At 61.3% G+C, this 25,996-nt stretch carries 23 protein-coding genes; 20 read left to right on the top strand and 3 right to left on the bottom strand.

Annotated features, from left to right (window positions below):
- The first annotated feature begins 12 nt into the window (after positions 1 to 12).
- From C3Y91_RS19870 to coaA, 8 genes are all read left to right on the top strand, one after another.
- Entirely contained in the window at positions 13 to 498 is a 486-nt protein-coding gene (locus tag C3Y91_RS19870; protein ID WP_018068890.1) for a DUF2628 domain-containing protein, read from the top strand.
- Between the two features lie 2 nt (positions 499 to 500).
- The gene (gene hisH / locus C3Y91_RS19865; protein WP_168575719.1) at positions 501 to 1,151 is read left to right on the top strand and encodes an imidazole glycerol phosphate synthase subunit HisH; all 651 of its coding nucleotides are present in this window, start codon (positions 501 to 503) and stop codon (positions 1,149 to 1,151) included.
- 126 nt (positions 1,152 to 1,277) lie between these two features.
- Complete coding sequence (locus C3Y91_RS19860) at positions 1,278 to 1,460, top strand: hypothetical protein (RefSeq protein WP_032995474.1); 183 nt, start codon at positions 1,278 to 1,280, stop codon at positions 1,458 to 1,460.
- On the top strand, positions 1,457 to 2,014 hold the full coding sequence (locus C3Y91_RS19855) for a hypothetical protein (protein WP_018068893.1): 558 nt from the start codon (positions 1,457 to 1,459) through the stop codon (positions 2,012 to 2,014). The genes C3Y91_RS19860 and C3Y91_RS19855 overlap by 4 nt, the downstream gene beginning before the upstream one ends.
- 6 nt (positions 2,015 to 2,020) lie before the next feature.
- On the top strand, positions 2,021 to 2,767 hold the full coding sequence (gene hisA, locus C3Y91_RS19850; protein ID WP_168575718.1) for a 1-(5-phosphoribosyl)-5-[(5-phosphoribosylamino)methylideneamino]imidazole-4-carboxamide isomerase: 747 nt from the start codon (positions 2,021 to 2,023) through the stop codon (positions 2,765 to 2,767).
- On the top strand, positions 2,768 to 3,556 hold the full coding sequence (hisF, locus tag C3Y91_RS19845; protein ID WP_018068895.1) for an imidazole glycerol phosphate synthase subunit HisF: 789 nt from the start codon (positions 2,768 to 2,770) through the stop codon (positions 3,554 to 3,556).
- 17 nt (positions 3,557 to 3,573) lie between these two features.
- Entirely contained in the window at positions 3,574 to 3,897 is a 324-nt protein-coding gene (locus C3Y91_RS19840; protein WP_017995608.1) for a phosphoribosyl-ATP diphosphatase, read from the top strand.
- Positions 3,894 to 4,889, top strand: a complete 996-nt coding sequence (gene coaA / locus C3Y91_RS19835) for a type I pantothenate kinase (protein WP_018068896.1) — start codon at positions 3,894 to 3,896, stop codon at positions 4,887 to 4,889. Before C3Y91_RS19840 ends, coaA begins: the two co-directional genes overlap by 4 nt.
- A gap of 14 nt (positions 4,890 to 4,903) precedes the next feature.
- Here the strand turns inward: coaA and C3Y91_RS19830 are convergent, their stop codons facing one another.
- The 3 genes from C3Y91_RS19830 to C3Y91_RS19820 all read right to left on the bottom strand — a co-directional run bounded on the left by C3Y91_RS19830 (position 4,904) and on the right by C3Y91_RS19820 (position 7,774).
- Entirely contained in the window at positions 4,904 to 5,515 is a 612-nt protein-coding gene (locus tag C3Y91_RS19830; RefSeq protein WP_018068897.1) for an alpha-ketoglutarate-dependent dioxygenase AlkB family protein, read from the bottom strand.
- 1 nt (position 5,516) lies between these two features.
- Entirely contained in the window at positions 5,517 to 5,957 is a 441-nt protein-coding gene (gene arfB, locus C3Y91_RS19825; RefSeq protein WP_018068898.1) for an alternative ribosome rescue aminoacyl-tRNA hydrolase ArfB, read from the bottom strand.
- A 206-nt stretch (positions 5,958 to 6,163) separates the two neighbouring features.
- Positions 6,164 to 7,774 carry a phosphoenolpyruvate carboxykinase gene (locus C3Y91_RS19820; protein WP_018068899.1) on the bottom strand — a complete coding sequence of 537 codons (1,611 nt, stop codon included), beginning with the start codon at positions 7,772 to 7,774 and terminating at the stop codon, positions 6,164 to 6,166.
- A 338-nt stretch (positions 7,775 to 8,112) separates the two neighbouring features.
- On the opposite strand from C3Y91_RS19820, the gene C3Y91_RS19815 reads away from it, so the two are divergent.
- From C3Y91_RS19815 to trxA, 12 genes are all read left to right on the top strand, one after another.
- Positions 8,113 to 8,847, top strand: a complete 735-nt coding sequence (locus C3Y91_RS19815; RefSeq protein ID WP_003544146.1) for a response regulator transcription factor — start codon at positions 8,113 to 8,115, stop codon at positions 8,845 to 8,847.
- Positions 8,848 to 9,029: 182 nt separating this feature from the next.
- Positions 9,030 to 10,820 (top strand): sensor histidine kinase, encoded by a 1,791-nt coding sequence (locus C3Y91_RS19810; RefSeq protein ID WP_018068900.1) that lies wholly within the window; start codon positions 9,030 to 9,032, stop codon positions 10,818 to 10,820.
- The gene (locus C3Y91_RS19805) at positions 10,817 to 11,269 is read left to right on the top strand and encodes an HPr kinase/phosphorylase (protein WP_018068901.1); all 453 of its coding nucleotides are present in this window, start codon (positions 10,817 to 10,819) and stop codon (positions 11,267 to 11,269) included. Before C3Y91_RS19810 ends, C3Y91_RS19805 begins: the two co-directional genes overlap by 4 nt.
- A gap of 150 nt (positions 11,270 to 11,419) precedes the next feature.
- Positions 11,420 to 11,821 (top strand): PTS sugar transporter subunit IIA, encoded by a 402-nt coding sequence (locus tag C3Y91_RS19800; protein ID WP_003544139.1) that lies wholly within the window; start codon positions 11,420 to 11,422, stop codon positions 11,819 to 11,821.
- Between the two features lie 9 nt (positions 11,822 to 11,830).
- Positions 11,831 to 12,106: an HPr family phosphocarrier protein gene (locus C3Y91_RS19795; RefSeq protein WP_018481398.1), complete on the top strand. Its 276-nt coding sequence runs from the start codon at positions 11,831 to 11,833 to the stop codon at positions 12,104 to 12,106.
- Between the two features lie 274 nt (positions 12,107 to 12,380).
- A complete protein-coding gene (gene ahcY / locus C3Y91_RS19790; protein ID WP_011649859.1) occupies positions 12,381 to 13,781 on the top strand; it encodes an adenosylhomocysteinase in 1,401 nt (466 codons plus the stop codon).
- Positions 13,782 to 13,984: 203 nt separating this feature from the next.
- Positions 13,985 to 16,570 (top strand): sensor histidine kinase, encoded by a 2,586-nt coding sequence (locus C3Y91_RS19785; protein ID WP_024322887.1) that lies wholly within the window; start codon positions 13,985 to 13,987, stop codon positions 16,568 to 16,570.
- Entirely contained in the window at positions 16,567 to 18,078 is a 1,512-nt protein-coding gene (gene tsaE, locus C3Y91_RS19780) for a tRNA (adenosine(37)-N6)-threonylcarbamoyltransferase complex ATPase subunit type 1 TsaE (RefSeq protein ID WP_130722148.1), read from the top strand. The genes C3Y91_RS19785 and tsaE overlap by 4 nt, the downstream gene beginning before the upstream one ends.
- A gap of 13 nt (positions 18,079 to 18,091) precedes the next feature.
- Positions 18,092 to 18,823, top strand: a complete 732-nt coding sequence (locus C3Y91_RS19775; RefSeq protein ID WP_168575717.1) for a nucleotidyltransferase family protein — start codon at positions 18,092 to 18,094, stop codon at positions 18,821 to 18,823.
- Positions 18,824 to 18,826: 3 nt separating this feature from the next.
- Positions 18,827 to 22,018, top strand: a complete 3,192-nt coding sequence (gene addB / locus C3Y91_RS19770) for a double-strand break repair protein AddB (protein ID WP_130665311.1) — start codon at positions 18,827 to 18,829, stop codon at positions 22,016 to 22,018.
- Positions 22,011 to 25,562 carry a double-strand break repair helicase AddA gene (addA, locus tag C3Y91_RS19765; protein ID WP_130665310.1) on the top strand — a complete coding sequence of 1,184 codons (3,552 nt, stop codon included), beginning with the start codon at positions 22,011 to 22,013 and terminating at the stop codon, positions 25,560 to 25,562. Before addB ends, addA begins: the two co-directional genes overlap by 8 nt.
- A 75-nt stretch (positions 25,563 to 25,637) precedes the next feature.
- The gene (gene trxA / locus C3Y91_RS19760) at positions 25,638 to 25,958 is read left to right on the top strand and encodes a thioredoxin (protein WP_168575716.1); all 321 of its coding nucleotides are present in this window, start codon (positions 25,638 to 25,640) and stop codon (positions 25,956 to 25,958) included.
- The last annotated feature ends 38 nt before the right edge of the window (positions 25,959 to 25,996 follow it).

Raw genomic sequence — 25,996 nt, 5'->3', positions numbered from 1 at the left:
GGGAGCGGCGACATGACATCCTGCTATATCTTCCTGACACCACCCGGCAGCACGAGCGCCACGGTCGATGAGACCCGAACCATCCGCGACGGCTTCACGCTGCTCGGCTTCCTGTTTCCCTGGCTTTGGCTGCTGGCACATCGGCTTTGGCTGCATGCGGCCGCGGCCCTTCTGCTGCAGGGGATCGGTGGCGCGCTGATGGACGAACCTGGTCTCGGGCCGGCGGGGGCGGCAATCCTATTGGGCGTGAATATTCTGGTCGGTCTCGAGGGCCAGAATTTCCGTGTCCGCAACCTTGCCGCCAAGGGTTGGAACGAAGACGAACTCATTGCAGCCGATACGATCGGCATTGCTGAGCAGATCTATTTCTCGGACAGGGCTGTCATCGCGGATAGCAACGACGCAGCGGCACCGGACTGGCAGAACAGGGCCGGTCCGAACAGCCCGCACGGCCATGCAACGTCGCTTGGTCTCTTTGGTTTTGATGGAGGACGCTGACGATGCGCGTCGCGATTATCGACTATGGCTCCGGTAACCTGCGCTCGGCGACCAAGGCTTTCGAGCGTGCCGCCCGCGAAGCTGGCATCGATGCCCATATCGATCTCACCGACAGGGCGGAGGATGTTGCCGCGGCCGATCGTATCGTGCTTCCCGGTGTCGGTGCCTATGCCGATTGCCGGCGCGGCCTCGATGCCGTGCCTGGGATGGCCGAGGTGCTGATCGAGGCTGTCGAGAAGAAGGCGCGGCCGTTCCTCGGCATTTGCGTCGGCATGCAGCTCATGTCCTCGCGCGGCCTCGAGAAGACCGTGACGCACGGCTTTAACTGGATTCCCGGTGACGTCGTCGAGATGACGCCTGATGATCCCGCGCTGAAGATCCCGCAAATCGGCTGGAACACGCTCGACCTGCAGCGCGAACATCCGCTCTTCGAAGGAATTCCGACGGGGTCGCAGGGACTGCACGCTTATTTCGTGCATTCCTACCATCTTGCCGCCGAAAACGCCGAGGATGTCATCGCGACGGCCGATTATGGCGGTCCGATGACCGCTTTCGTCGGGCGCGCCAACATGGTCGGAGCACAGTTTCACCCGGAAAAGAGCCAGAAGCTCGGCCTGGCGCTGATCGCCAATTTCCTGCGCTGGAACCCGTAGAGCTTGTTCAAGCAATTCCGGACGCAAAACCGCTGCGCAGTTTTGCTGGAATTGCTGCAAGGGCTGGCTTTTAATACAGCCGCCTTATTTCCTCTGTAAGGAAACGGCGGAACAGGAGTGCGCTCGATGCCGGCGTCACCGAAATCAGGCAAGGTGTTCTACACATTGCGGCCCTCCAGGGAAGGCTTGCCTCCCTTTTCTGACATCAAGCTTCCCGGCGGCACGATCATCCGCCGTGTCGACGAAGCCATCCACAGGAAGGCGCTTTCCAATGCAGCCAAGGCGCTGAAAGAAAGGCTGGACCGATGATCCCTGAATCTTTCCCCGCAAACGACAGTTCGAGCCGGCGGCAAAACGGGGTCAGCGCCGGCGACATCGCAGAGGCCGTGCTGGAATTTTATATCGAAGGTGAGGACGATCTGATCGGCCTGCTCGCCTATGCACTCTACGAGCGGCAGAAGCGCGATTTCGTTCTCAGCCACCGCAAGCGAAATGCCGGCCGTTCACCCGATGATGCCGAACTTGCCGCCGTCAACAGCAATTATCTCTCGACCGATCTGCGCAATACGTTGCGCGACCGCGCCTCGCAGATCCTTTCGAGTTATGCCGAAACCTATGTCGAGGCGATGGAGCCGCAGATCCGGCTGTCCGCGGTCAACAGCGATGCGTTGCGCCAGGTGCGAAACATCGAGAAAGCAATGAAGAGGCGCCTGGGCTTCTGGCGTCAGGTTCGTGCCGGCTTTGCCGTCACCCTGCTCCTCCTTCTGCTTTTCGGCGCGGCTGCCATTGCCGCTGTCTTTTTCCGCTCGGATATCGTAGATGCGTGGAATGCGCTGATGGTAGCGACCACTCTACGGACGTAAGACGACATGATCCTTTTTCCCGCGATCGATCTGAAAGGCGGCCAATGCGTCCGCCTGAAGCTCGGCGACATGCAGCAGGCGACGGTCTACAACACCGATCCGGCCGCCCAGGCGAGATCCTTCGAAGATCAAGATTTCGAATGGCTGCATGTGGTCGATCTCGACGGCGCCTTCGCGGGACATTCGGCCAATGGCGACGCCGTCGAAGCGATCTTGAAGGCAACTGACAATCCAGTGCAGCTCGGCGGCGGCATTCGCACGCTCGATCATATCGAGGCCTGGCTGTCACGCGGGCTGCGGCGCGTCATTCTCGGCACCGTCGCAGTCAGAAATCCGGCGCTGGTCATCGAGGCCTGCCGGAAATTTCCCGGTCATGTCGCCGTCGGCATCGATGCCAAGGGCGGCAAGGTGGCCGTCGAGGGTTGGGCGGAGGCCTCCGAACTCGGGATCATCGAGCTCGCCAGGAAATTCGAGGGCGCCGGCGTCGCCGCGATCATCTACACCGATATCGACCGTGACGGCATCCTTGCCGGGATCAATTGGACCTCGACTCTGGAACTTGCCGACGCCGTCTCCATTCCCGTCATTGCCTCGGGTGGCCTTGCCTCTCTCGACGATATCCGCCGCATGCTACAGCCCGATGCGAGGAAATTGGAAGGGGCGATTTCAGGCCGTGCGCTTTACGACGGCCGTATCGATCCCACGGAAGCGCTGGCGCTGATCAAGGCGGCCCGGACCAAGGAGACCGCGTAAATGACCCTCAAGGCCCGTGTCATCCCCTGCCTCGACGTCAAGGACGGCCGTGTCGTCAAGGGCGTCAACTTCCTCAATCTCGTCGATGCCGGCGATCCCGTCGAAGCCGCGAAGGCCTATGATGCGGCGGGCGCCGATGAACTCTGTTTCCTCGACATCACCGCTTCCTCGGACAATCGCGAGACGATCTTCGATGTCGTGTCGCGCACGGCCGACCAATGCTTCATGCCGCTGACGGTCGGTGGCGGGGTGCGTACCATCGCTGATATCCGCAAACTGCTGCTGTGCGGCGCCGACAAGGTCTCGATCAATTCGGCAGCCGTCAGCAATCCCGACTTCGTTGCCGAGGCGGCCGACAAGTTCGGCGACCAGTGCATCGTCGTGTCGATCGATGCCAAGCGCAGGCGCACCCAAGCGGTCGGCGGCGACAATCTTAGCGCCTGGGAAATCTATACCCATGGCGGCCGCAACGCGACCGGCATCGATGCCATCGAATTCGCCCAGAAGATGGTGGCGCGCGGCGCTGGCGAGCTCTTGGTCACCTCGATGGACCGTGACGGCACCAAGGTCGGCTACGATCTGGAACTGACGCGAGCGATCGCCGATGCGGTGCGTGTGCCGGTGATCGCCTCCGGCGGCGTCGGCGATCTCGACGATCTCGTCGCCGGGGTGAAGGAGGGCCATGCCAATGCGGTGCTTGCCGCGTCGATCTTCCACTTTGGCACCTATTCCGTCAGCGAGGCGAAGCACTATATGTCGAAGTGCGGCATCGACATGCGTCTCGACTGAACCTTGAAAGCGGACATATGAGCGGATTTTCCCTTTCCGATCTCGAAAGCATCGTCGAAGAGCGATCGAAAGCCTCGCCGGAGCAATCCTGGACAGCCAAGCTCGTGGCCGCCGGCCAGCCGAAAGCGGCAAAGAAACTCGGCGAAGAAGCGATCGAAGCCGTGATGGCGGCGGTGACCGGCGACCGCGACAATCTGACCTACGAGGCCGCCGATGTGCTCTATCACCTATTGGTCGTATTGAAGATTGCTGAAATACCGTTAGAGAATGTCATGGCCGAACTCGAGCGCAGAACCGCGCAGTCCGGCCTCAAGGAAAAGGCCAGCCGGCAGAGTTCATGAGTATCGCGACTGAGATTATCGGAGTGCCGGAAACGTTGGATCACTTCCAGGCGGAATCCTATTCGCCCTACCACTTCTTCTCTTCCGAACAATGGGCGAAATTCCGCGCCGACACGCCGTTGACGCTGACGAGCGACGAGGTGAAACGGTTGCGTTCGATGGGCGACCCGATCGATCTCGACGAGGTCCGGCGCATCTATCTGTCGCTGTCGCGGCTGCTCTCGGCACATGTCGAATCCTCGCAGATGCTGTTCGAACAGCGCAACCGCTTCCTCAGCCTGTCCGATGTGACGAAGACGCCCTTCGTCATCGGCATCGCCGGCTCGGTCGCTGTGGGAAAATCGACCACCGCCCGTATCCTCAAGGAGCTCTTGGGGCGCTGGCCTTCCAGTCCGAAGGTCGATCTCGTCACCACCGACGGCTTCCTGCATCCGAACGCCGTGCTGCAGCGGGAAAAGCTGATGCAGCGCAAGGGCTTTCCGGAAAGCTACGACACGGGTGCGATCCTGCGCTTCCTCTCTGCGATCAAGGCCGGGCGGCCGGATGTGAAGGCGCCCAGCTATTCGCACCTCGTCTACGACGTGCTGCCGGACGAATACAAGATCGTCGACCGGCCCGACATCTTGATCTTCGAGGGCATCAACGTGCTGCAATCGCGCGACCTGCCGGCCGGCGGCAAGATCGTGCCGATGGTCTCCGACTTCTTCGACTTCTCGATCTATATCGATGCCGCGGAAGACGAGATCCACAACTGGTATGTCACGCGCTTCATGCGGCTGCGCGAGACCGCCTTCCGCGATCCGAATTCTTATTTCCATCGCTATGCCTCGATCAGCGACGCTGAAGCGCTGGAAATCGCCGAGGATCTTTGGGCAAACATCAACCTGAAGAACCTGCGGCAGAACATTCTGCCGACGCGTCCACGCGCCGATCTCATCCTGAAAAAGGGCAAGGATCACCTGATCGAACAGGTCGCGCTGCGAAAACTGTAGCAGCAGATTGTGTTTTAGGAATTGACGCGGCGCAGCGTCAGATTGATGCGGCCACCATTCTTCAGCAGCGTCGACGTCGCCGGATGAATGCGGTCGACGCCATGGAAACACAGCCTCCCCTCGCCGCCCAGCACGACCAGATCGCCGCTCGAAAGCTTGAAAGATAGCGTACGATCATTGCGATTGAGGCCGCCGACGCGAAAGAGGCAGCTATTGCCGAGCGAGATCGAGACCACTGGGGCCTGCAGATCCTGTTCATCCTTGTCCTGATGCAGGCCCATGCGCGCTTCGTCGGAGTAGAGATTAACGAGGCAGGCTTCCGGCGGCTTGTCGTAACCTGAAACATCATTCCAGATATCGAGCAATTGCTGCGGCATATCAGGCCAGGGCCTGCCGGTTGCCGGATGCATCGGCTGGTAGCGATAGCCGCGTTCTTTGTCCGTCACCCAGCCGAGCGGCCCGCAATTGGTCATGCGCACGGACATCGGCTTGCCGGTGCCCGGCATGGCGGGCACATAAAGCGGCGCTTCGGCGACGACAATGCGGATAATCTCGACCAATGCCTCCTGACGCGCACGGTCGAGATAACCGGGAAGATGGCGAATGCCGTTCAAGAGCTCCGGCATGTCATTCACTGCCACCGCCGGGGCGGCCGCGCATTTTCTTGACTTCGGAGCGACCGGATTTTTCTTTCAGGCGGCGTTCGACCGAACCCTTGGTCGGCTTGGTCTTCTTGCGCGGCGGCGGCGGCGGCTTGGCAGCCTCCAGGATCAGTTCCTTCAGCCGCTCGCGCGCATCCTCGCGGTTGCGGTCCTGGCTGCGAAACCGGCTCGCCTCTATCATCAACACGCCTTCCTTCGACAAACGCCGGCCGGCGAGCTTGATCGCATTGGTTTTGACACGATCATTCAGGGACGGCGAATTCTGGATGTTGAAGAATAGCTGGACGGCGGTCGAGACCTTGTTGACATTCTGCCCGCCGGGGCCGCCCGCCAGAACGAACTGTTCCGTCAGCTCCCATCCCGCGATGGTGATCCTGTCATCGATATAGAGAGCGTCGCTGGCCATGCGGCGTTCTATCTCACATCAGCGGCGAATTGAAAATATCGGCCGTCATCAAGAAAAACCCGGCATCCTGCGATGCCGGGTTTCACGTGAGTCAGAGATTGGAGCATTCCATTCTTCTTGGAAGTACGGATCGCTCGCGCTTTTTGTTTTCACGCAATTCCGGACGCAAAACCGCTGCGCAGTTTTGCTGGAATTGCCTGTTCGCCTTATTCGGCGGCAACCTTCACGCCGGGGGCGGCATCGCGGACGCCGCCATCGACATGATTTTCAAACTTGGCGAAGTTCGCGATGAACATCGAGACCAGCTTTTCGGCCTGCGCGTCATAGGCTGCCTTGTCGGTCCAGGTCGAGCGCGGATCGAGAATGCTGCCGTCGACGCCATCCACCGAAACCGGCACTGCGAAGCCGAAGTTGGTGTCGGCACGGAATTCGGCCTGTCCGAGTTCGCCGGTCAGGGCGGCGGTGAGAAGCGCGCGCGTCGCCTTGATCGGCATGCGCTTGCCGGTGCCGTAGGCGCCGCCGGTCCAGCCGGTATTGACAAGCCAGCATTGGACGCCATGACGGCCGATCAGCTCCTTGAGCAGATTGCCATATTCGGCCGGATGCCGCGGCATGAAGGGCGCGCCGAAGCAGGTGGAGAAGGTCGCTTCCGGCTCGACGACACCCTTTTCCGTGCCGGCCACCTTGGCGGTGTAGCCGGAGAGGAAGTGATACATCGCCTGATCAGGCGTCAACCGGGCGATTGGCGGCATGACGCCAAAGGCATCGGCGGTCAGCATGATGATCGTCTTCGGATGCCCGGCCCGGCCCGTTTCCGAAGCGTTCGGGATGAAATCCATCGGATAGGCGCAACGGGTGTTCTCGGTCAGCGACCCGTCGTTGAAATCTGGCTCGCGGCTTTCGTTCAGCACGACGTTTTCGAGCACGGTGCCGAAGCGCTGCGTCGTCGCATAGATTTCCGGCTCGGCTTCGGCCGAAAGGCGGATGGTCTTGGCGTAGCAGCCGCCTTCGAAGTTGAAGATGCCGTTTTCGCTCCAGCCGTGTTCGTCATCGCCGATCAGCGTCCGGGCCGGATCGGCCGAAAGCGTCGTCTTGCCCGTGCCGGAAAGGCCGAAGAAAACAGCCGCGTCACCGCCCGGGCCGACATTGGCCGAGCAGTGCATCGGCATCACGCCCTTGGCCGGCAGCAGGTAGTTGAGCACGGTGAAGACCGATTTCTTCATTTCACCGGCGTAGGAAGTGCCACCGATCAGGACAAGACCGTTGGTGAGATCGCAGGCGATCACCGTTTCCGAACGGCAGCCGTGGCGAGCCGGATCGGCCTTGAAGCTCGGCAGATCGATGATCGTCAGCTTCGGCACGAAGCTTGACAGCGCTGCGGTGTCGGGGCGGATCAGCAGATTGCGAATGAACAGCGAATGCCAGGCGAATTCGGTCACGACGCGGGTCGGCAGGGCATGACCTTCCTCCGCGCCACCGACGAGGTCCTGGACGAAAAGCTCCTTGCCCGCGGCATGCGCCAGCATATCGTCGCGCAACAAGGCGAAATGTTCCGGCGAGATCGGCTTGTTGTTGTCCCACCAGATTTCGCCATCGGTATTGATATCGCGAACGACGAACTTGTCGCGCGGCGAACGGCCCGTGTGCTGGCCGGTGAGAGCCCGCAGCGCACCCTGAGCGGTCAGTTCGGCTTCACCCCGGCGGATCGCTTCTTCATAGAGCGCGGCGGCGGAAAAGTTGTAGCGAACGCTGGCCGCGCCGCCTAATCCAACCGTTGCCAGCTCTATTGCCGGGTTATGAACTCCGAACATTTCCATGGCTAGTTCCCTTCGCTCAGGCTCGTTGCCGTTAACACTGAGCGCGAAAATACGGGCAGAAATTTTAAAACACAAGACGGAAAACTTGAGAAAGTGCAGTGATATCAAATAATTAATCGATTTAAATTTATCCGCTCAATTTTAAATCGTTTGAAAAGGCTGCGTTTAAACATTTCGACGCACTACTTAAGATTGATAGCGAATTTTACGACAATCATCCCCTTTATCTTTGCCACAATTTGTTCCACCTTTATCCTCCATAAGCGCATCCGGTCACTGAGACCGCCTGGGGAGACCAAAATCCGGGAGAATGCGCACTGATGACGGAGACCAACACCATGCCGACAATCGCGCTCGTTGATGACGACCGCAACATCCTTACCTCGGTGTCGATCGCACTGGAGGCCGAAGGATATAAGGTCGAGACGTATACGGACGGTGCCTCAGCGCTCGACGGCCTTCTGGCGCGACCGCCGCAGCTGGCGATCTTCGACATCAAGATGCCGCGTATGGATGGCATGGAACTGCTGCGCCGCCTGCGGCAGAAGTCGGATATTCCCGTCATCTTCCTCACCTCCAAAGATGAAGAGATCGACGAGCTCTTCGGCTTGAAGATGGGCGCCGACGATTTCATCACCAAGCCTTTTTCGCAGCGTTTGCTGGTGGAGCGCGTGCGCGCCGTCCTGCGCCGCGCGTCAAGCCGTGAAGCCGCCGCCGCCGGCACCAGCCCCACTGGCGCGCCGAAGACCGGCGCGGTGCAGCAGGCCCGCTCGCTGGAGCGCGGTCAGCTGGTCATGGACCAGGAACGCCATACCTGTACCTGGAAGGGTGAGGCCGTGACGCTGACGGTGACCGAGTTCTTGATCCTGCATTCGCTGGCGCAGCGCCCCGGCGTCGTCAAGAGCCGCGACGCGCTAATGGACGCAGCCTATGACGAGCAAGTCTATGTCGACGACCGAACCATCGACAGCCACATCAAGCGGCTGCGCAAGAAATTCAAGATGGTCGACACCGACTTTGATATGATTGAAACACTCTACGGAGTGGGATACCGCTTCCGCGAAGCAGCTTAGGCCCCGAGCGGCGCAGCGCAATTGCATAATTCCTTAAATCGGATTTCGATTTAAGGAGAAATTATGCAGCAGTTAAAATGTTGCAGCGTCCTTTGCGCGTCTGAAAAGACGCGCGGCGCTGTCGGAAATGTTGAGGGCAGCGGCCGGTCCATCCGGCCTCCGCCCTTCGAAAGGGCCTGTCATTGGCACAGTTGGTGCAGGAAAGGGATCTGGACGACGCGGAGGGCGTGAGCACCCGTCGCGTCCGAGGCCGCCGTTGGTCGCATCCCTTCACGCTGATCCGCCGGATCTTCGGCAATGCCGTCTTTTCGAGCCTGACGCGTCGCATCCTGTTCTTCAATCTCGTCGCACTGGTGGTGCTCGTCGGCGGCATCCTCTATCTCAACCAGTTTCGCGAGGGATTGATCGACGCCCGCGCCGAAAGCCTGTTGACGCAGGGCGAGATCATCGCCGGCGCCATTTCGGCCTCCGCGTCGGTCGATACCAACTCGATCACCATCGATCCGCAGAAGCTGCTCGAGCTACAGGCCGGCCAGAGCATCACCCCGGTGCCGAACGACGAGGACCTCGAATTTCCGATCGATCCTGAAAAGGTCGCGCCGGTGCTGCGCCGGCTGATCTCTCCGACGCGCACACGCGCCCGCATCTTCGATGCCGACGCCAATCTGCTGCTCGATTCGCGCCATCTCTATTCGCGCGGCCAGGTGCTGCGCTTTGACCTGCCGCCTGTTGAAGAGGAGAAACAGACCTGGAGCGAGTGGTTCGCCACTCTGTTCAACAAGGCACTGCAGCCCGGCAATCTGCCGCTCTACAAGGAAGCGCCGGGCGGTGATGGCTCGATCTATCCCGAAGTGATGAACGCACTGACCGGCGTGCGCGGTGCGGTCGTGCGCACCACCGAGAAAGGCGAACTCATCGTTTCCGTCGCCGTGCCGATCCAGCGTTTCCGCGCCGTGCTCGGGGTGCTGCTCCTGTCGACGCAGGCGGGCGACATCGACAATATCGTTCATGCCGAGCGGCTTGCCATCATGCGCGTCTTCGGCGTCGCGACACTCGTCAACGTGCTGCTTTCGCTGGTGCTTTCATCGACGATCGCCAATCCGCTGCGCCGCCTTTCGGCGGCTGCCATCCGTGTGCGGCGTGGGGCCAAGGCGCGTGAAGAGATCCCCGACTTCTCCGCCCGCCAGGATGAAATCGGCAATCTTTCCATCGCACTGCGCGAGATGACGACGGCGCTCTACGACCGCATCGATGCGATCGAGAGTTTCGCGGCCGATGTCAGCCACGAGCTCAAGAATCCGCTGACCTCGCTGCGCAGCGCCGTCGAAACGCTGCCGCTTGCCAAATCCGACGATTCCAAGAAACGGCTGATGGACGTCATCCAGCATGACGTCCGCCGCCTCGACCGGCTGATCAGCGATATCTCCGACGCTTCGCGCCTTGATGCCGAACTCGCACGCGTCGATGCCGGCTCGGTCGACATGGAGGTGCTGCTGCGCGACCTCATCGAGGTGTCACGCCAGGTCAGGAGCAGCAAGAAGCAGGTGCAGATCGAATATGCCGTCGAACGCAAACCGAACGTCAAGACGCGCTTTGTCGTCAACGGCCACGATCTGCGCATCGGCCAGATCATCGCCAACCTGATCGAGAATGCCCGCTCTTTCGTGCCGGAAAAGGGCGGCAAGATTACCGTGCGGCTGGTGCGGACACGTTCGCGCTGCGTCACCACGATCGAAGACAACGGTCCCGGCATCCAGGCGGAAAATATCGACCGCATCTTCGAGCGCTTCTATACGGACCGGCCGGAGGCGGAAGGCTTCGGCCAGAATTCGGGGCTCGGCCTTTCGATCAGCCGGCAGATCGCCGAAGCGCATGGCGGTTCGCTGAGAGCCGAAAACATCATCGATGCCGAAGGCGGGCATGTGCTCGGCGCGCGCTTCATCCTCTCTTTGCCAGTCGGCACTGCAGCATGACCGAGGCAGGTTTCAACATCCATGCGACCGCGATCGTCGTCGGCAAGACGGGACTGCTGTTCAGCGGGCCTTCCGGCTGGGGCAAATCGATGCTGGCCTTTACCTGCATGACGGAGGCGCGCCGCCTCGGATTGTTCACGGCACTGGTCGCCGACGACCAGGTCTTTTTGTCGGAAGAGGCCGGCGCGGTCATCGCCGCATGCCCGCCGTCGATCGCCGGACTGATCGAGCTTCGCGGCACCGGCATTGTTCATCAGGACCATGTTCCCCAGGCGGTCATGCATTATGCCGTGCTTCCGGGCAGCGCTTCCGGTGAAAACCGGGTGCCCCCTGAAGGCGAAATCGTCAGCCTTGCCACTGGATTTTCGCTTCCCGCATTGCGGTTGCTCACGGGCGTTTCCTCACCCCTTGCTATCTTGATGGCAAAAGTGCCGGATATCGGGCGCTAAGGCCTTCCGGATTGGTCAATCTGCCTTATATATTCGCATTTTTATCTTGCACTTCGGCTTTTCATAGCCAAGATGTGCCCCCACCGGTGGACGTAATTGCTGCATTGCGATATTGGGTCCACCGTTTGCGTCTATGGGAGCAGTAATATCATGATCGGACTTGTGCTTGTCACTCATGGCAAGCTGGCTGAAGAGTTTCGTCATGCTGTCGAGCACGTCGTCGGTCCTCAGAAATTCATCGAGACGGTCTGTATTGGCCCCGAAGACGACATGGACCAGAGACGGCAGGACATTCTGGAAGCCGTTTCCGGTGCCGATGATGGCCATGGCGTCGTCATCCTGACCGACATGTTCGGCGGCACGCCGTCCAATCTTGCCATATCGGTCATGAGCAGCGGCCATACCGAAGTCATTGCCGGTGTCAACCTGCCGATGTTGATCAAGCTTGCCGGCGTGCGCGGCGAGAACAACATGGAGAAGGCGCTGGTGGAAGCTTCCGAAGCCGGGCGGAAATATATCAATGTCGCGAGCCGTGTGCTCAGCGGAAAATAACGAGCCTTCATGACATCGCTCTCCCGGGAACTCCTCATCATCAACAAGCGCGGTCTTCACGCGCGCGCTTCCGCCAAATTCGTGCAGATGGTCGAGACCTTTGATGCCGCCATCACCGTTTCCAAGGACGGGATGACGGTCGGCGGCACCTCCATCATGGGGCTGATGATGCTTGCGGCAAGCCCCGGCTCGAGCGTCATGGTCTCGGCGAGCGGCAGCCAGGCCGAGGAAGCGCTGGAGGCGCTGGATCAGCTGATCCAGAACAGGTTCGGCGAAGAAATGTGAGCGCCGGCGAGCTCATATAAACATATAAAGACTTCTTTATATCCTTATTGCCATCCCGGGCGAAGCCTGCTAAACGGCGGACATGCCGTGCGCTAAAGCACGTCGCATCGAACTTGATTCATGCAATGCGCTTTAGCTCTTGTTGTTATGCATGTCGTTATCCCGGAACCGCTGCACACTTTCCGGCGAGATGCATGAGCACGCGGCCCATCCGTCGCGCGATCATCTTCGCGCCTGCGCCAATTTTGAGACGTTTTTCAGCCTGGAGGCCTCTATGAGCACTGAAAAAGATTATGTCGTCGCCGATATCGGGCTTGCGGATTTCGGCCGCAAGGAAATTACGATCGCCGAAACCGAAATGCCGGGGCTGATGTCCTGCCGCACCGAATTCGGCCAGACAAAGCCACTGAAGGGCGCGCGCATCACCGGCTCGCTGCACATGACCATCCAGACGGCCGTGCTCATCGAAACGCTGGTCGCGCTTGGCGCCGAAGTCCGCTGGGCCTCGTGCAACATCTTCTCGACGCAGGATCATGCCGCTGCCGCGATCGCCGCTTCCGGCGTGCCTGTCTTCGCCATCAAGGGCGAGTCGCTCGAAGATTACTGGGTCTACACCGACAAGATCTTCCAGTGGGCCGATGGCGGCCTTTCCAACATGATCCTCGATGACGGCGGCGACGCCACCATGTACATCCTGCTTGGCGCCCGCGCCGAAGCCGGCGAGGACGTGCTATCTCACCCGCATTCCGAAGAAGAGGAAATCCTCTTCGCGCAGATCAAGAAGCGCCTTGCCGCTTCGCCTGGCTGGTTCACCAAGCAGCGCGACGCGATCAAGGGCGTCACCGAGGAAACGACGACCGGCGTCAACCGCCTTTACCAGCTTAGCCAGAAGGGCCTGCTGCCCTTCCCGGCGATCAACGTCAACGACTCGGTCACCAAGTCGAAGTTCGACAACAAGTATGGCTGCAAGGAATCGCTGGTCGACGGTATCCGCCGCGGCACCGACGTCATGATGGCCGGCAAGGTTGCCGTCGTCTGCGGCTATGGCGACGTCGGCAAGGGTTCTGCCGCTTCGCTTTCCGGCGCCGGCGCCCGCGTCAAGGTGACCGAAGCCGATCCGATCTGCGCATTGCAGGCTGCGATGGATGGTTATGAAGTCGTTCTGCTCGAGGACGTCGTTTCCTCTGCCGATATCTTCATCACCACCACGGGCAACAAGGACGTCATCCGCATCGACCACATGCGCGCGATGAAGGATATGGCGATCGTTGGGAATATCGGTCACTTCGACAACGAAATCGAAGTCGCTGCATTGCGCAATCTCAAATGGACCAACGTCAAGCCGCAGGTCGACCTGATCGAATTTCCCAAGGGCAACCGCATCATCCTTCTTTCCGAAGGCCGTCTGCTCAACCTCGGCAACGCCACCGGCCATCCGTCCTTCGTGATGTCGGCTTCGTTCACCAATCAGACGCTGGCGCAGATCGAGCTCTTCACCAAGCCCGACCAGTATTCCAACCAGGTCTATATCCTGCCGAAGCATCTCGATGAAAAGGTCGCACGCCTGCATCTCGACAAGCTCGGCGTGAAGCTGACTGAGCTTTCTGAGGAACAGGCTGCCTATATCGGCGTCTCGCCGAAGGGCCCGTTCAAGTCAGACCACTACAGATATTGATCTGATCGTTAATATCCACAAGATGTAGAAGCCGCAGCATTGACAAATGCTGCGGCTTATTTTTTGGACGCTCCCTTCCCGCCGATTCCCTTCCGAAGTATTGTTTTAAGACTTGATTCGTGGCGCCGGACCCTGTCCGACCGCTGCGAAAATGGGATGTCTTGTCGTAATGCGGCACATTGAAGGACGGAGACATACCGCGGATGTCGGAAATGAAAAGCAGCCTGCCCGGTCAGGCGGATGATGGCGCTCGCGCCGATCGCCGCCCGCTCATGGCAGGCCAAGGATATAAATCTGCAACGGCACACGAGGCCACGAAGCAAGAGCACGGACTATTGGCGCGCTTCCTGAAAAGCTGCGCCGCCGGCACGGCGCTTGCCGCGCTGGCGCGGCCGGTTCTGGCCCAGGGGGAGCAGCAGGCGGCAGCCTCTGCCCACCTCTTCACATCCTCGCAGGTCGTCGGTGTTTCCGTCGTCATCGGCGTCATATCGGCAGCACTGCTGTCGACGCTGTGGCTCGTGCGCCAGCGCGGCAACCTGGAAAACGAGAGCCGGGAAATTCGCTCGGCACTCTCCGATGCCCAACAGCGCATTTCGCAATACCAGGCTCTGATCGCCGACAAAAACCGGCGGATCGTCATCTGGGACGGCAACGCGCGTCCCGAACTGCTCGGCCAACTTCCGCCTGAAACCGGCGCGCCGCAAGACGGCGAATTCCTGGCCTTCGGCCTATGGCTGAAATCACGCTCGGCTTCCGAGCTGGAAAAAGCGATCGATCGGCTGCGCGACGAGGCGCAGAGCTTCGACATGGTGGTCGAAACCATCCGTGACGAAATCCTCGAGGCGCAAGGCCGGGTTTCCGGCGGGCGTGCTTTCGTCCGTTTCGTCGCGCTCAACAATCTGCGCGCCGAGCTGGCAGAACTCAGGATCGAGCGCGACCGGCTGATGACCTCGATCTCGGCCTTCCAGACCATGCTCGACGCGATCGACATGCCGGCCTGGCAGCGCGACCCGGTGGGCCGCCTCACCTGGGTCAACCAGGCCTATGGCGAGGCGGTCGAGGCGCGATCGCCGCAGCAGGCGATCAATGAAGGTCGCGAGATGTTGACGACCGTGGCGCGCGAACGCATTCGCGCGACGACGACGCCGGAATCGCCCTTCCACGACAAGATTTCGACGGTCGTGCACGGCAACCGCACATTCTTCGACGTCGTCGACGTCAGGGTTCCCGGCGGCTCGGCCGGCATCGCGATCGATGTGTCCGACATAGAGGCGGTGCGCGCCGAGCTGGAACGGACGCTGAAGAGCCATGCCGAAACGCTCGATCATCTTGCCACGCCCGTTGCCATCTTCGACGGCGACCGCCGCCTGCAATTCTACAATCAGGCTTTCGTCGCGCTCTGGCAACTGGATATCGCCTTCCTCGAAGGCCGGCCTGACAATAGCGAGCTGCTCGAGCGGCTCCGGGCTGCCAAGAAGCTGCCGGACCAGCTCAACTGGAAAAGCTGGAAGGAAGCCGCGCTTTCCGTCTATCGCGCGCTCGACACGCAATCCGATCTCTGGCACCTGCCGAACGGGCAGACACTGCGCGTCTTCGCGACCGCACATCCGCAGGGTGGCGCCACCTGGGTGTTCGAGAACCTGACCGAGCAGGTCGATCTCGAAACGCGCTACAACACGCTGGTCAAGGTGCAGGGCGAAACGATCGACCACCTTTCCGAAGGTGTCGCGGTGTTCGGCCCTGACGGACGCATCCGCCTTTCGAACCCGGCCTTCCGGGCGCTCTGGGGGATCACCGAAACCGAAGCCAAGCCCGGCACTCATATCCGTGCGCTGGGCGAGGCCTGCGCGCCGTCCTATGACCGGCCGGACGGCTGGAAAGCCTTCGCGGAACTGATCACCAGCTTCGACGACGAACGCCGCTCGGGCCAGGGGACGCTGGAACTCTTCTCCGGCCTCGTGCTCGACTACGCCGTTATCCCGCTGCCGAACGCGCAGAGTATGCTGACCTTCGTCAACATGACGGACAGTGTGCGTGCCGAGCGCGCGCTGACCGAGAAGAACGAAGCGCTGCGCAAGGCCGACGAGCTGAAGAACGATTTCGTCCAGCATGTGTCCTACGAGCTGCGCTCACCGCTGACCAACATCATCGGCTTCACCGATCTCCTGCGCACGCCGGGCGTCGGGCCCTTGAGCGAACGGCAGGCTGAATATATCGACCATATCTCGACCTCGTCCTCCGTTCTCCTGACGCTCGTCAACGACATTCTCGACCTTGCGACCGTCGATGCCGGCATCATGCGCCTCAATTATGCGGATATCGATCTCAACGACCTGCTCGACGACGTCTCGATGCAGATCGCAGATCGCCTCCACGAAAGCGGCGTGGCGCTTGAAATCACTGCACCCGCCTATCTCGGCTCAATCGTTGCCGATCCACAGCGGCTGAAGCAGATCCTTCTGAAGCTTCTTTCCAATGCGGCGAATTTCTCGCCCGAAGGCACTTCGATCTCGCTGGAATGCCATCGCGAAGGCACGGATTTCGTTTTCTCCGTCAGCGATCGCGGCCCCGGCATCTCACCTGACATGATCGCGACCGTCTTCGACCGCTTTGCCACGGGGGCGAAAAGCGGCAAACGCGGCGGCGCCGGCCTCGGCCTCTCGATCGTCGACAGCTTTGTCAGCCTGCATCATGGCGACGTGACGATCGACAGCGAGCCCGGCAAGGGCACGACTGTCATCTGCCGTATCCCCTCGGTCAATGTACCGCATTCCGCCGCCGCCGAATGACGACCAGTGATGCGATCTCGCTGTTCCTGAAGGACGAGGCGGCTACCGTCCGCCTCGGCGAAGACCTGGCGCTGGCCCTGAAAGCCGGCGATTGCCTTGCCCTTTCCGGCGATCTCGGCGCGGGGAAATCCTCGCTCGCCCGCGCGATCTTGCGCGCCATGGCCGATGACGAGGGGCTCGAGGTCCCGAGCCCGACCTTCACGCTGGTGCAATCCTACGACCTGCGCATTGCCGTTTCGCATTTCGATCTCTACCGGCTCGCCGATCCTGCCGAACTGACCGAGCTTGGCTTCGACGAGGCCCTGCAGAACGGTATCTGTCTCGTCGAATGGCCTGAGATGGCCGAGAGCGAACTGCCCGCGGAGCGCATCGCGCTAACGCTGGTACATGAGGGCAATGGCCGCCGGGCGACGATCGGAGCCACCGGCGCGCAGGCTTCGCGCATCCGCCGCGTTCTGGCGATCCGCGAGTTCCTCGACGATGCCGGCTATCCGGATGCCAAACGCCGCTTCCTGACCGGCGATGCCTCGCTGCGCGCCTACGAATATGTCTATTCGAGCGGTGCTCCGCAAAAAATACTCATGGATTGGCGGCCGCATCCCGAAGGACCGCCGGTGTATGACGGCAAGCCCTATCCCAAAGTCGCGCATCTGGCACAGAACGCTTATCCTTTCGTTGCGATTGCTGATGCGTTGCGCGAGCGGGGTTTTGCGACGCCGGAGATTTATAGGGTCGACTATGAGCAAGGCATCCTGCTGATCGAGGATCTCGGCGCGGCAAGTGTGCTCGATGAAGACGGACAGCCAATCGCCGAGCGTTACCGGCAAAGCGTCACCTGCCTTGCCCATCTTCATTCCATGCAGATCCCGCAGGATATTCCGGTTTCTGCCACACACACGCATCACATTCCGGACTTCGATCGCACGGCGATGAAGATGGAAGTGCAACTTGTGCTCGACTGGCATGTTGCCTGGAAGCGCGGTACGGCACCCACGGATGCCGAGCGCGAGGAGTATCTCGCGATCTGGGACCATTTGATCGACGAGTTGCAATCGGCTGAAACGAATTTGTTGCTGCGCGACTTCCATTCGCCGAACATCATCTGGCGCGAACATGAAAGCGGTATTCGCAAGATCGGCCTTATTGATTTCCAAGACGCGATGATCGGCCCCACGGCTTATGACCTTGCCTCGATCGTCCAGGATGCGCGCGTAACAATCGAGCCGGAGCTTTTCCGGCAGCTGATGGATGATTATCTGGGGCTTCGCCGCGCGCAGGGCGGTTTCGACGAAGCCGGGTTCATGAAGGCCTGGGCAATCATGTCGGCGCAGCGCAATTGCAAGCTTGCCGGTCTTTGGGTGCGCCTTTTGCAGCGCGACGGCAAGCCGGGCTATCTGAAACATATGCCGCGGACGCTTTCCTATCTAAACGTCGCGCTTGAGCATGAAACGCTTGCCCCCTTGCGCGATTGGTGCGCAAGGGCTGGAATAGGCCAGAGCGAATCATAAGTTCCGGATCAGAATGACCATCAGACAAGCCATGGTACTGGCCGCGGGTCTCGGAACCCGCATGCGCCCGATCACCGACACGATCCCGAAGCCGTTGGTGAAGATCGACGGCAAGCCGATGATTGACTACGCGCTGGATTCGCTGGTGGCGGCCGGTATCGAACGCGCCGTCGTCAACGTTCACCACCACGCCGACCAGATGCTCGAACATCTCGGGAATTATCACGGCCTCGACATCGTCATATCAGACGAGCGGGACGCGCTGATGAATTCCGGCGGCGGGCTGGCGAAGGGGCTGAGGCTGCTTAGCCGCGACAATATCTTCGTCATGAATGCCGATCTCTTCTGGATCGGCGAACAGCCGGGGCGGCCGACGAATCTACAACGCTTAGCCGGATTCTTCGATGCCGAACGCATGGATATGGCGCTGCTTTGTGTTGGGATCGAGGATACGACGGGTCACAACGGCAAGAACGACTTCAGCCTCGCAACCGATGGCCGGCTGACGCGTTATCGTGATGATCCGTCCCATCCCGTCGTCTATGCCGGAGCGATCGTCATGAACCCGTCGTTGCTCGACGATGCACCGAAGGGTGCTTTCAACCTCAATATCTATTTCGATAAGGCGATCGCGCGCGGACGGCTTTTCGGCATCGTGCTCGAAGGCCACTGGCTGACGGTCGGCACGCCCGACGCGATCGGCGAGGCAGAGGAAACGATCCGGCGATTGCGGACGTTCGCGTAAGCCATGGTGGAGCGCCACCAGCCACGCATCCTGACAATCCCGGCGGGCCTCTCTTTCCTGAAAACGCTGGCGACGACGCTTTGCGACGGCCGATTGACGCCACTTTTCCGGCACAAGGCCGATGATCCGCTATCGCTTGCCAGGGTGACGATCTACCTGCCGACCCGGCGCGCCGTGCGTGTGCTGCGGTCCGAATTCGTCGATCTGCTCGGCGGCCGCTCAGCGATCCTGCCGGTTATCCGTCCCCTCGGCGAAACCGATGATGATAGCGGCTATTTCGACGAGGCGTTGCCGGCAACGATCGATCTCGCCCAGCCGCTGTCAAATACCGCCCGTCTGCTGGAGCTTGCGCGTCTGATCCTCGCCTGGCGAAACAAACTGCCGGAGATCGTCCGCCACATTCATTCAGACTCGCCGCTGGCTGCGCCCGCAAGTCCGGCGGATGCGATCTGGCTCGCCCGCAACCTTGCGGAGCTGATCGATTCCATCGAGACCGAGGATCTCGACTGGTCGGAACTGTCGAAACTCGACACCGGCGATTATGCCGCCTGGTGGCAGTTGACGGCCGAGTTCCTGCAGATCGCCAGCGCCTTCTGGCCCGAACGGCTGTCCGAACTCGGCAAATCCTCGCCGGCGCGGCACAGAAACGCCATTCTCCGGGCCGAAGCAAGCCGGCTTTCGGCAACGAAACCCGCTGGACCGATCATCATCGCCGGTTCGACTGGCTCCCTTCCCGCCACCGCCGATCTCATCGCCGCCGTCGCCAATCTGCCCGAAGGCGTGATCGTGCTTCCGGGTCTTGATCTCTCCATGTCCGAGCAGCACTGGCAAATGGTCGCGCCGGAACCGGCGCCAGGCCAACATACCAATCCCGCAAGCCGAAGCCATCCGCAGTTTGGCCTGTCGTCGCTGCTCAAGCGGCTGAAGCTGGCGCGTGCCGACGTCGCGCTCCTCGACACATCGGGAGCCGATCTTGACCGGCGCGCCGAAATCCTGTCTCGGGCCTTCGCCCCGGCGGAGGCGACCAGTGATTGGGGGGCCTGGAAGAGCGATCTGCCGGGGGGCGCCCTGTCTTCAGCCTTCGCCGATGTTTCGTTGATCGAAGCCGCCAACGAGCGCGAGGAAGCAACCGCGATTGCCATCGCGCTCCGGCTTGCACTGGAGAGGCCGGGACAGGACGGCGAGAGCCGGGCAGCACTCATAACCCCGGACCGCAATCTCGCCCGGCGGGTCATGGCCGAGCTTTCCCGCTTCGGCATCCTCGCCGATGATTCGGCGGGTACACCGCTTGCGGCCATGCCGCAAGGCACCTTGCTGCAATTGCTGCTCGAGGCAGCGCTGCGACCGGGCGATCCGGTAGCGATCGTCTCTTTGCTCAAACATCCGCTTGCCCGCTTCGGCCTGGAACGCGACGCACTGATTTCCGCTACCGAAGTCCTGGAGCTGCTGGCTCTGCGCGGCGGCGTGGTCGAGGTGGACATCAGCACGCTCGAGCCGCTGCTCACTCACCAACTTGCCGAACAGGCGCTGGACAGGCACGCGCCGCAATGGCGAAAGGCGCTTTCGCCCGATGCAGCCGACGCCGCATACGACCTTGCTCGGCGGGTCGCACAGGCGACCGAGCCGCTGGCTTCGGCGCTGATGCGGCACCGGCCGGAAGATCGCAGAAGAACAGTGAGCTTCACATTGTCCGAATGGGCCGAGCGCACCGGCCGTTCGCTGGAAGCGGTCGCGGTCGATCCGCACGGCAATCTCGCCGATCTCTGGTCGAATGAAGCGGGAGATGCACTCGCCGCCCTGCTCAGTGAAGTGATCGACACGGATGGCCAGATGGAGGCCGACGGTCCGCAATGGATCGACATCATGGCCGCACTGGCCGCCGGTCATGCGGTGAAGCCACGTGCGCTCAGCCATCCCAGGCTCTTCATCTTCGGCACGCTGGAAGCCCGCCTGCAGAGCGTCGATACGCTGATCGTCGGCGGCCTGAACGAGGGCACCTGGCCAGGGCAGACCGCCAATAATCCCTTCATTCCGCGCATGATGAAGACGGAGATCGGCCTCGAGCCGCCGGAACGGCGCATCGGCCAGCTGGCGCATGATTTCGAGATGGCGAGCGGCACCCGCCATCTGATCTATTCGCGTGCGCTGCGCCAGGGTTCAACGCCGACCGTCGCCTCGCGTTGGCTGCAGCGGCTGCTGGCGCTCGGCGGAGAGGCGTTCGAAGCGGAATTGAAGGAACGCGGCAACCGGTTCCTGCAATGGGCCGGTCTCATCGATCGGGGAGATGATCAGACGCCGGCGCAGCGACCCTCGCCGAAACCGCCGCTGGCACTACAGCCGAAATCCTATTCCTTCAGCGAAGTCGGCCGGCTGCGCCGTGATCCCTATGCCATCTATGCCCGCCGTGTCCTGCGGCTTGACCCGGTCGACGCGTTCAATCGTGATCCAGGGGCGGCCGAACGCGGAACGCTCTACCACAAGATCATCGACCGGTTCATACGCGAGGCTCACATCGCCGGGACGCTTGATGCGGCAGCGGCGATGGAGCGCATTCTTTCTGATCTTTTCGACCTTGAGCGGCTGCCACCGCATATCGATGCCGTGTGGCGACCGCGCTTTCGCGAGGTGGCCCGGGCCTTCCTCGAATGGGAGGCCGGACGGCGACATGGCATCCTGAAGACGCTGACGGAAGTACGGGGCGGCATGGAGCTGGAGTCGATCAATATCCGGCTCACTGGTGTCGCAGACCGGATTGACACAACAGGACCAAACTCGGCAGACATCATCGACTACAAGACCGGCTACAATCCCTCGCCGGCGCAGGCGCGTGTGCTTCTCGATCCCCAGCTTGCGCTCGAAGCGGCAGCCTTGAGTGCCGGCGCCTTCCGCGATGCCGGCAGCCTGGTGCCGCAGGATCTTCTCTATGTGCGTCTGCGACCCGGGAGCCGCTTCCAAGTCGATACCGTCAACAACGAGAGCTCAGCGCGCAGCGACAAGGCCAGATCGGCGATGGATCTCGCCGCCGAATCGATCGACCAGCTGGTCAAGTTCGTAGGATTGCTGCAATCCAACGAAAGGGGCTTTACCTCGCGGCTGATCCCGGCCCAGCAATTCGATTTCGGCGGCGACTACGATCATCTTGCCCGCGTCTCCGAATGGTCGACGGCCGAAACGGAAGAGGGCGGCGATGAGTGATGTGACCGCGCTTCCCAACGATGACGATCCGGGCGCCTGGATCGGCTGGACGACAATCCAGCAGGCGATTGCCTCCGATCCGCTACGTTCGGCATGGGTCTCGGCCAATGCCGGTTCCGGCAAGACGCATGTGCTGACGCAGCGCGTTATCCGGCTGCTGCTATCAGGTGCGCGGCCTTCCGCCATTTTATGCCTCACCTACACCAAGGCCGCGGCGTCTGAAATGTCGAACCGCGTCTTCGAACGGTTGGCGGAATGGGTGGTGCTTGACGATGAAGACCTCAGCCGGCGGATCGCGCAGATCGAGGGTACGGCTCCCGACGGACTGAAGCTTGCCGAGGCCCGCCGGCTGTTTGCCAAGGCGCTGGAGACACCCGGCGGGCTGAAAATCCAGACGATCCATGCCTTCTGCGAGGCGCTGCTGCATCAGTTCCCGCTGGAGGCCAACGTTGCGGGACATTTCTCGGTTCTCGACGATCGCGCGGCGGTGGCGCTGCTTTCCGATGCGCGCCGGGCGCTGCTGACAGCAATGGCGCCGGAGGGAGACAGCACCCTTGCCGAGGCATTCGCCTACGTTCTCAATCTTGGCGACGAATCCGGATTGGAGAACCTGCTCGGCGACATCGTCGCCAACCGCAACGCCATTCGTCGTTTTACGGTGACGGCCGAGCAGCAGGGCGGTGTGGAGAAGATCCTGCGCAAGAGGCTTGGCCTTGCCGCTGGCGACACGGAAAGCCGGATCGCGGCGCAATATTGGCCTTTGCCGGAGCTTTCAGGCGGTACGCTGGAGCTTTATCTCTCGCTGGCCGACCAGAAGGGCGGCACGAAGGCGCAAGAGGTTGCCTACGGCCTCAGGCTCGCAGGGCGGGAGCGCGAAGACGTAAGGCGCGCTGAGTTCCTCGAGAAAATCTTTCTGACAATGAAGGGCGAGCCCAAGGCGGACTCGCAATTCTTCGTCAAGGCCATGCTTGCCGAGGCACCGCAGCTGGCGGACGCCATAGCCATAGCCCGCGCGCATGTCGCAGCAAGCCGCGACCGGCTGAAACTGATGCGGATGTACGGCGCCACGCAGGCAGCACTCGCGCTCGCCGATCGGCTGAATCACGACTATGAGGAGTTGAAGAAGCAGCGCAGCCAGCTCGATTTCGAGGACCTGATCACCCGCACCTCCGACCTGCTTATGAAAAGTGGCGTGGGTCCCTGGATCCACTACAAGCTGGATCGCGGCATCGACCATATCCTCGTCGACGAGGCGCAGGATACCAGCCCGATCCAGTGGAGTGTCATCCAGTCGCTCGCCGAGGATTTCTTCTCCGGAGAAAGCGCCCGACCGATCGTGCGCACGCTCTTTGCCGTCGGCGACGAAAAGCAGTCGATCTATTCCTTCCAGGGCGCGCGGCCAGAGCGTTTTTCCGAGGAAAGCGACCGAACGCGGCGGCGCGTGTCCGATAGCGGGCAGAGTTTTTCCTCCGTGCGGCTGCCACTGTCGTTCCGCTCGACCGCCGACGTGCTCGAGGCCGTCGACCATATTTTCAAGGCGCCCGACAACGCGCGCGGCCTCAGCGCGCTCGGCGAACCGGTCGTGCATCGTTCCAGCCGCATCGGACATCCCGGCGCCGTCGACCTCTGGGAGATGGTTGCGCCGGAAGCGGTGGTGAAGGAAGAGGACTGGACGGCGCCCTTCGACGCAACGCCGGAAAGCGCCCCGGCCGCAATCCTCGCGCGGCGGATCGCCCATTCGATCGGCACGCTCGTCGGGCGCGAGACGATCGTCGACAAAGGCAAGGAACGCCTGATCGAGGCCGGCGACATCCTGGTGCTGGTGCGCAAGCGCGACGCCTTCGTCAATGCGTTGACGCGGGCGTTGAAGCGCCGCGGCGATATTCCCGTCGCCGGCGCGGACAGGCTGGTGCTGACCAGCCATATCGCCGTGCAGGATCTGCTGGCGCTCGGCCGTTTTCTGCTTCTGCCGGAAGACGACCTTTCGCTCGCCGCCGTGCTCAAGAGCCCGCTTTTCGATCTCTCCGAGGACGACATCTTTGCGATTGCCGCGTTACGCGGCGACAATGAGAGCGTCTGGAGCCATCTGAAAAGCTTCGCCGCCGATGGCACCGAACGTTTTCGCGCTGCCGTCGAGAGGCTCGAGCTGTTTCTCCGGCAGTCCAGGAGCCTGTCGGTTCACGATTTCTATGCGCGCGTGCTGGGCAGTCATGGCGGGCGGCGGCAATTCCTTGCCCGTCTCGGCACCGAAGTCAGCGATATTCTCGACGAGTTCCTGACCTTCACGCTCGACCACGAAAGCTCCGGTCTTCCCGGGCTGCAATCCTTCATCTCGACGCTGGAGCTCGAGGCGCCCGTGGTGAAGCGCGAGCAGGACAAGGGACGCAATGAGGTGCGCATCATGACGGTGCATGCCTCCAAGGGTCTTGAAGCGCCGATCGTTTTCCTTGTCGACGGCGGTTCGAAGGCCTCTACGCATACGCATCTGCCGAAGCTTCGCCTGATCGAGACCGGTCCCGACGAGCCGCCAATGCCCGTCTGGGTTCCTGTCTCCGATCTCGCCAATTCGCTGACGCAGGACGATGCGGCGCGTATCCAGATGCTGGCGGAAGAAGAATATCGCCGGTTGCTCTATGTCGCCATGACGCGCGCGGCCGACCGGCTGGTCGTCTGCGGCTATCGTGGCGTGCGTGTGAACAACGACACCTGGCATATGATGATTTCGACGGCGCTGCGCGACGACCATCCGCATGTGGAGGCGACCACGTTCTCCGGTCCCGATGGAGAATGGCAAGGCATCAAATGGCGCGTGCCGCGAGTGGAACGAAGCTTTGAGCGTATCGACCGCAGCGAGGAGCGCGACAGCGAGGAGACCTTGCCGGATGGCCTTTTGCGGCCATTGCCGCCGCAGGCTGAGCTGCCGCGCCCGCTCAGCCCCTCCGGCGCCGGCACGATCATCGATGAAGACGAGGGCGGTTTGCTGGTCGTTTCGCCGCTGTTCGGCGAGAAGGAGCGCAGCGATCGTTCACTGGAGAAGGGCAGGCTGATCCATCGCATGCTGCAGGCGCTTCCCGAAATTCCACTTGGCGAGCGGCCTGATGCGGCGAGCCGTTATGCCGAACGGGCGGCTCGATTCTGGCCGGAGGCCGAACGGCGCAAGCTTGTCGATTCGGTTCTGAAACTATTGGACGAAGAGGGTCTGCAGGCCGTCCTCGGTATTCAGGCCCAGCCCGAGGTCTCGATCATGGGAACATTGACGCTCGAAGACCGGCGCTATGCCGTCTCCGGCCGTATCGACCGGCTTGCCGTCCTTGCCGATCGCGTCGTCATTCTCGACTACAAGACCAATCGGGTGCCGCCGGCAACAGAGGAGGCCGTCCCCTTCGCGCACCGGGCACAGCTGGCGATCTATCGCGAGATCCTGGCGCCGCTCTATCCTGATAAGCGTATCGATTGCATGCTTGTCTATACCGAGAACGCTTCGCTCTACACGCTGAGCGAAAAGACGCTCGGTTTGGCGCTTGCAGCGGTCAAGACAAAGTGAAATACCGGACATTGAAAATTCGGCACCGCACCATCACATGTGGTTCAACACCCAATTCCGTTAAAGGAGCAGCCCATGGCTACCGTGAAAGTCGATATCAATAACTTCCAGTCGGAAGTTCTGGAATCCGCAGAACCCGTCGTCGTCGATTTCTGGGCTGAATGGTGCGGCCCGTGCAAGATGATTGCTCCGAGCCTCGAAGAGATCGCCGTCGAGATGGAAGGCAAGGTCAAGGTCGCCAAGCTGAATATCGATGAGAACCCGGAACTCGCCGCACATTTCGGTGTGCGCTCCATTCCGACCCTTGCAATCTTCAAGGGCGGCGAAGTCGCCGATATTTCTGTCGGTGCGAAGCCAAAGACAGCTCTTTCGAACTGGATTTCGAGCGCTGCCTGATTGATATCTCTTAATTCATAGCACACTGACGAAAAAGC

The sequence above is a fragment of the Rhizobium ruizarguesonis genome, from assembly GCF_012349115.1.
In the GTDB taxonomy this organism is placed as follows: Bacteria; Pseudomonadota; Alphaproteobacteria; order Rhizobiales; family Rhizobiaceae; genus Rhizobium; species Rhizobium ruizarguesonis.
This window is presented reverse-complemented; position numbering and strand designations above follow the sequence as displayed.

What these genes read in the sequence shown, in the direction of transcription:
- C3Y91_RS19870 (WP_018068890.1), top strand. Translation starts at nt 13, where the DNA reads ATGACATCCTGCTATATCTTCCTGACACCACCCGGCAGCACGAGCGCC.
- hisH (WP_168575719.1), top strand. Translation starts at nt 501, where the DNA reads ATGCGCGTCGCGATTATCGACTATGGCTCCGGTAACCTGCGCTCGGCG.
- C3Y91_RS19860 (WP_032995474.1), top strand. Translation starts at nt 1,278, where the DNA reads ATGCCGGCGTCACCGAAATCAGGCAAGGTGTTCTACACATTGCGGCCC.
- C3Y91_RS19855 (WP_018068893.1), top strand. Translation starts at nt 1,457, where the DNA reads ATGATCCCTGAATCTTTCCCCGCAAACGACAGTTCGAGCCGGCGGCAA.
- hisA (WP_168575718.1), top strand. Translation starts at nt 2,021, where the DNA reads ATGATCCTTTTTCCCGCGATCGATCTGAAAGGCGGCCAATGCGTCCGC.
- hisF (WP_018068895.1), top strand. Translation starts at nt 2,768, where the DNA reads ATGACCCTCAAGGCCCGTGTCATCCCCTGCCTCGACGTCAAGGACGGC.
- C3Y91_RS19840 (WP_017995608.1), top strand. Translation starts at nt 3,574, where the DNA reads ATGAGCGGATTTTCCCTTTCCGATCTCGAAAGCATCGTCGAAGAGCGA.
- coaA (WP_018068896.1), top strand. Translation starts at nt 3,894, where the DNA reads ATGAGTATCGCGACTGAGATTATCGGAGTGCCGGAAACGTTGGATCAC.
- C3Y91_RS19830 (WP_018068897.1), bottom strand. Translation starts at nt 5,515, where the DNA reads ATGCCGGAGCTCTTGAACGGCATTCGCCATCTTCCCGGTTATCTCGAC.
- arfB (WP_018068898.1), bottom strand. Translation starts at nt 5,957, where the DNA reads ATGGCCAGCGACGCTCTCTATATCGATGACAGGATCACCATCGCGGGA.
- C3Y91_RS19820 (WP_018068899.1), bottom strand. Translation starts at nt 7,774, where the DNA reads ATGGAAATGTTCGGAGTTCATAACCCGGCAATAGAGCTGGCAACGGTT.
- C3Y91_RS19815 (WP_003544146.1), top strand. Translation starts at nt 8,113, where the DNA reads ATGCCGACAATCGCGCTCGTTGATGACGACCGCAACATCCTTACCTCG.
- C3Y91_RS19805 (WP_018068901.1), top strand. Translation starts at nt 10,817, where the DNA reads ATGACCGAGGCAGGTTTCAACATCCATGCGACCGCGATCGTCGTCGGC.
- C3Y91_RS19800 (WP_003544139.1), top strand. Translation starts at nt 11,420, where the DNA reads ATGATCGGACTTGTGCTTGTCACTCATGGCAAGCTGGCTGAAGAGTTT.
- C3Y91_RS19795 (WP_018481398.1), top strand. Translation starts at nt 11,831, where the DNA reads ATGACATCGCTCTCCCGGGAACTCCTCATCATCAACAAGCGCGGTCTT.
- ahcY (WP_011649859.1), top strand. Translation starts at nt 12,381, where the DNA reads ATGAGCACTGAAAAAGATTATGTCGTCGCCGATATCGGGCTTGCGGAT.
- C3Y91_RS19785 (WP_024322887.1), top strand. Translation starts at nt 13,985, where the DNA reads ATGTCGGAAATGAAAAGCAGCCTGCCCGGTCAGGCGGATGATGGCGCT.
- tsaE (WP_130722148.1), top strand. Translation starts at nt 16,567, where the DNA reads ATGACGACCAGTGATGCGATCTCGCTGTTCCTGAAGGACGAGGCGGCT.
- C3Y91_RS19775 (WP_168575717.1), top strand. Translation starts at nt 18,092, where the DNA reads ATGACCATCAGACAAGCCATGGTACTGGCCGCGGGTCTCGGAACCCGC.
- addB (WP_130665311.1), top strand. Translation starts at nt 18,827, where the DNA reads ATGGTGGAGCGCCACCAGCCACGCATCCTGACAATCCCGGCGGGCCTC.
- addA (WP_130665310.1), top strand. Translation starts at nt 22,011, where the DNA reads ATGAGTGATGTGACCGCGCTTCCCAACGATGACGATCCGGGCGCCTGG.
- trxA (WP_168575716.1), top strand. Translation starts at nt 25,638, where the DNA reads ATGGCTACCGTGAAAGTCGATATCAATAACTTCCAGTCGGAAGTTCTG.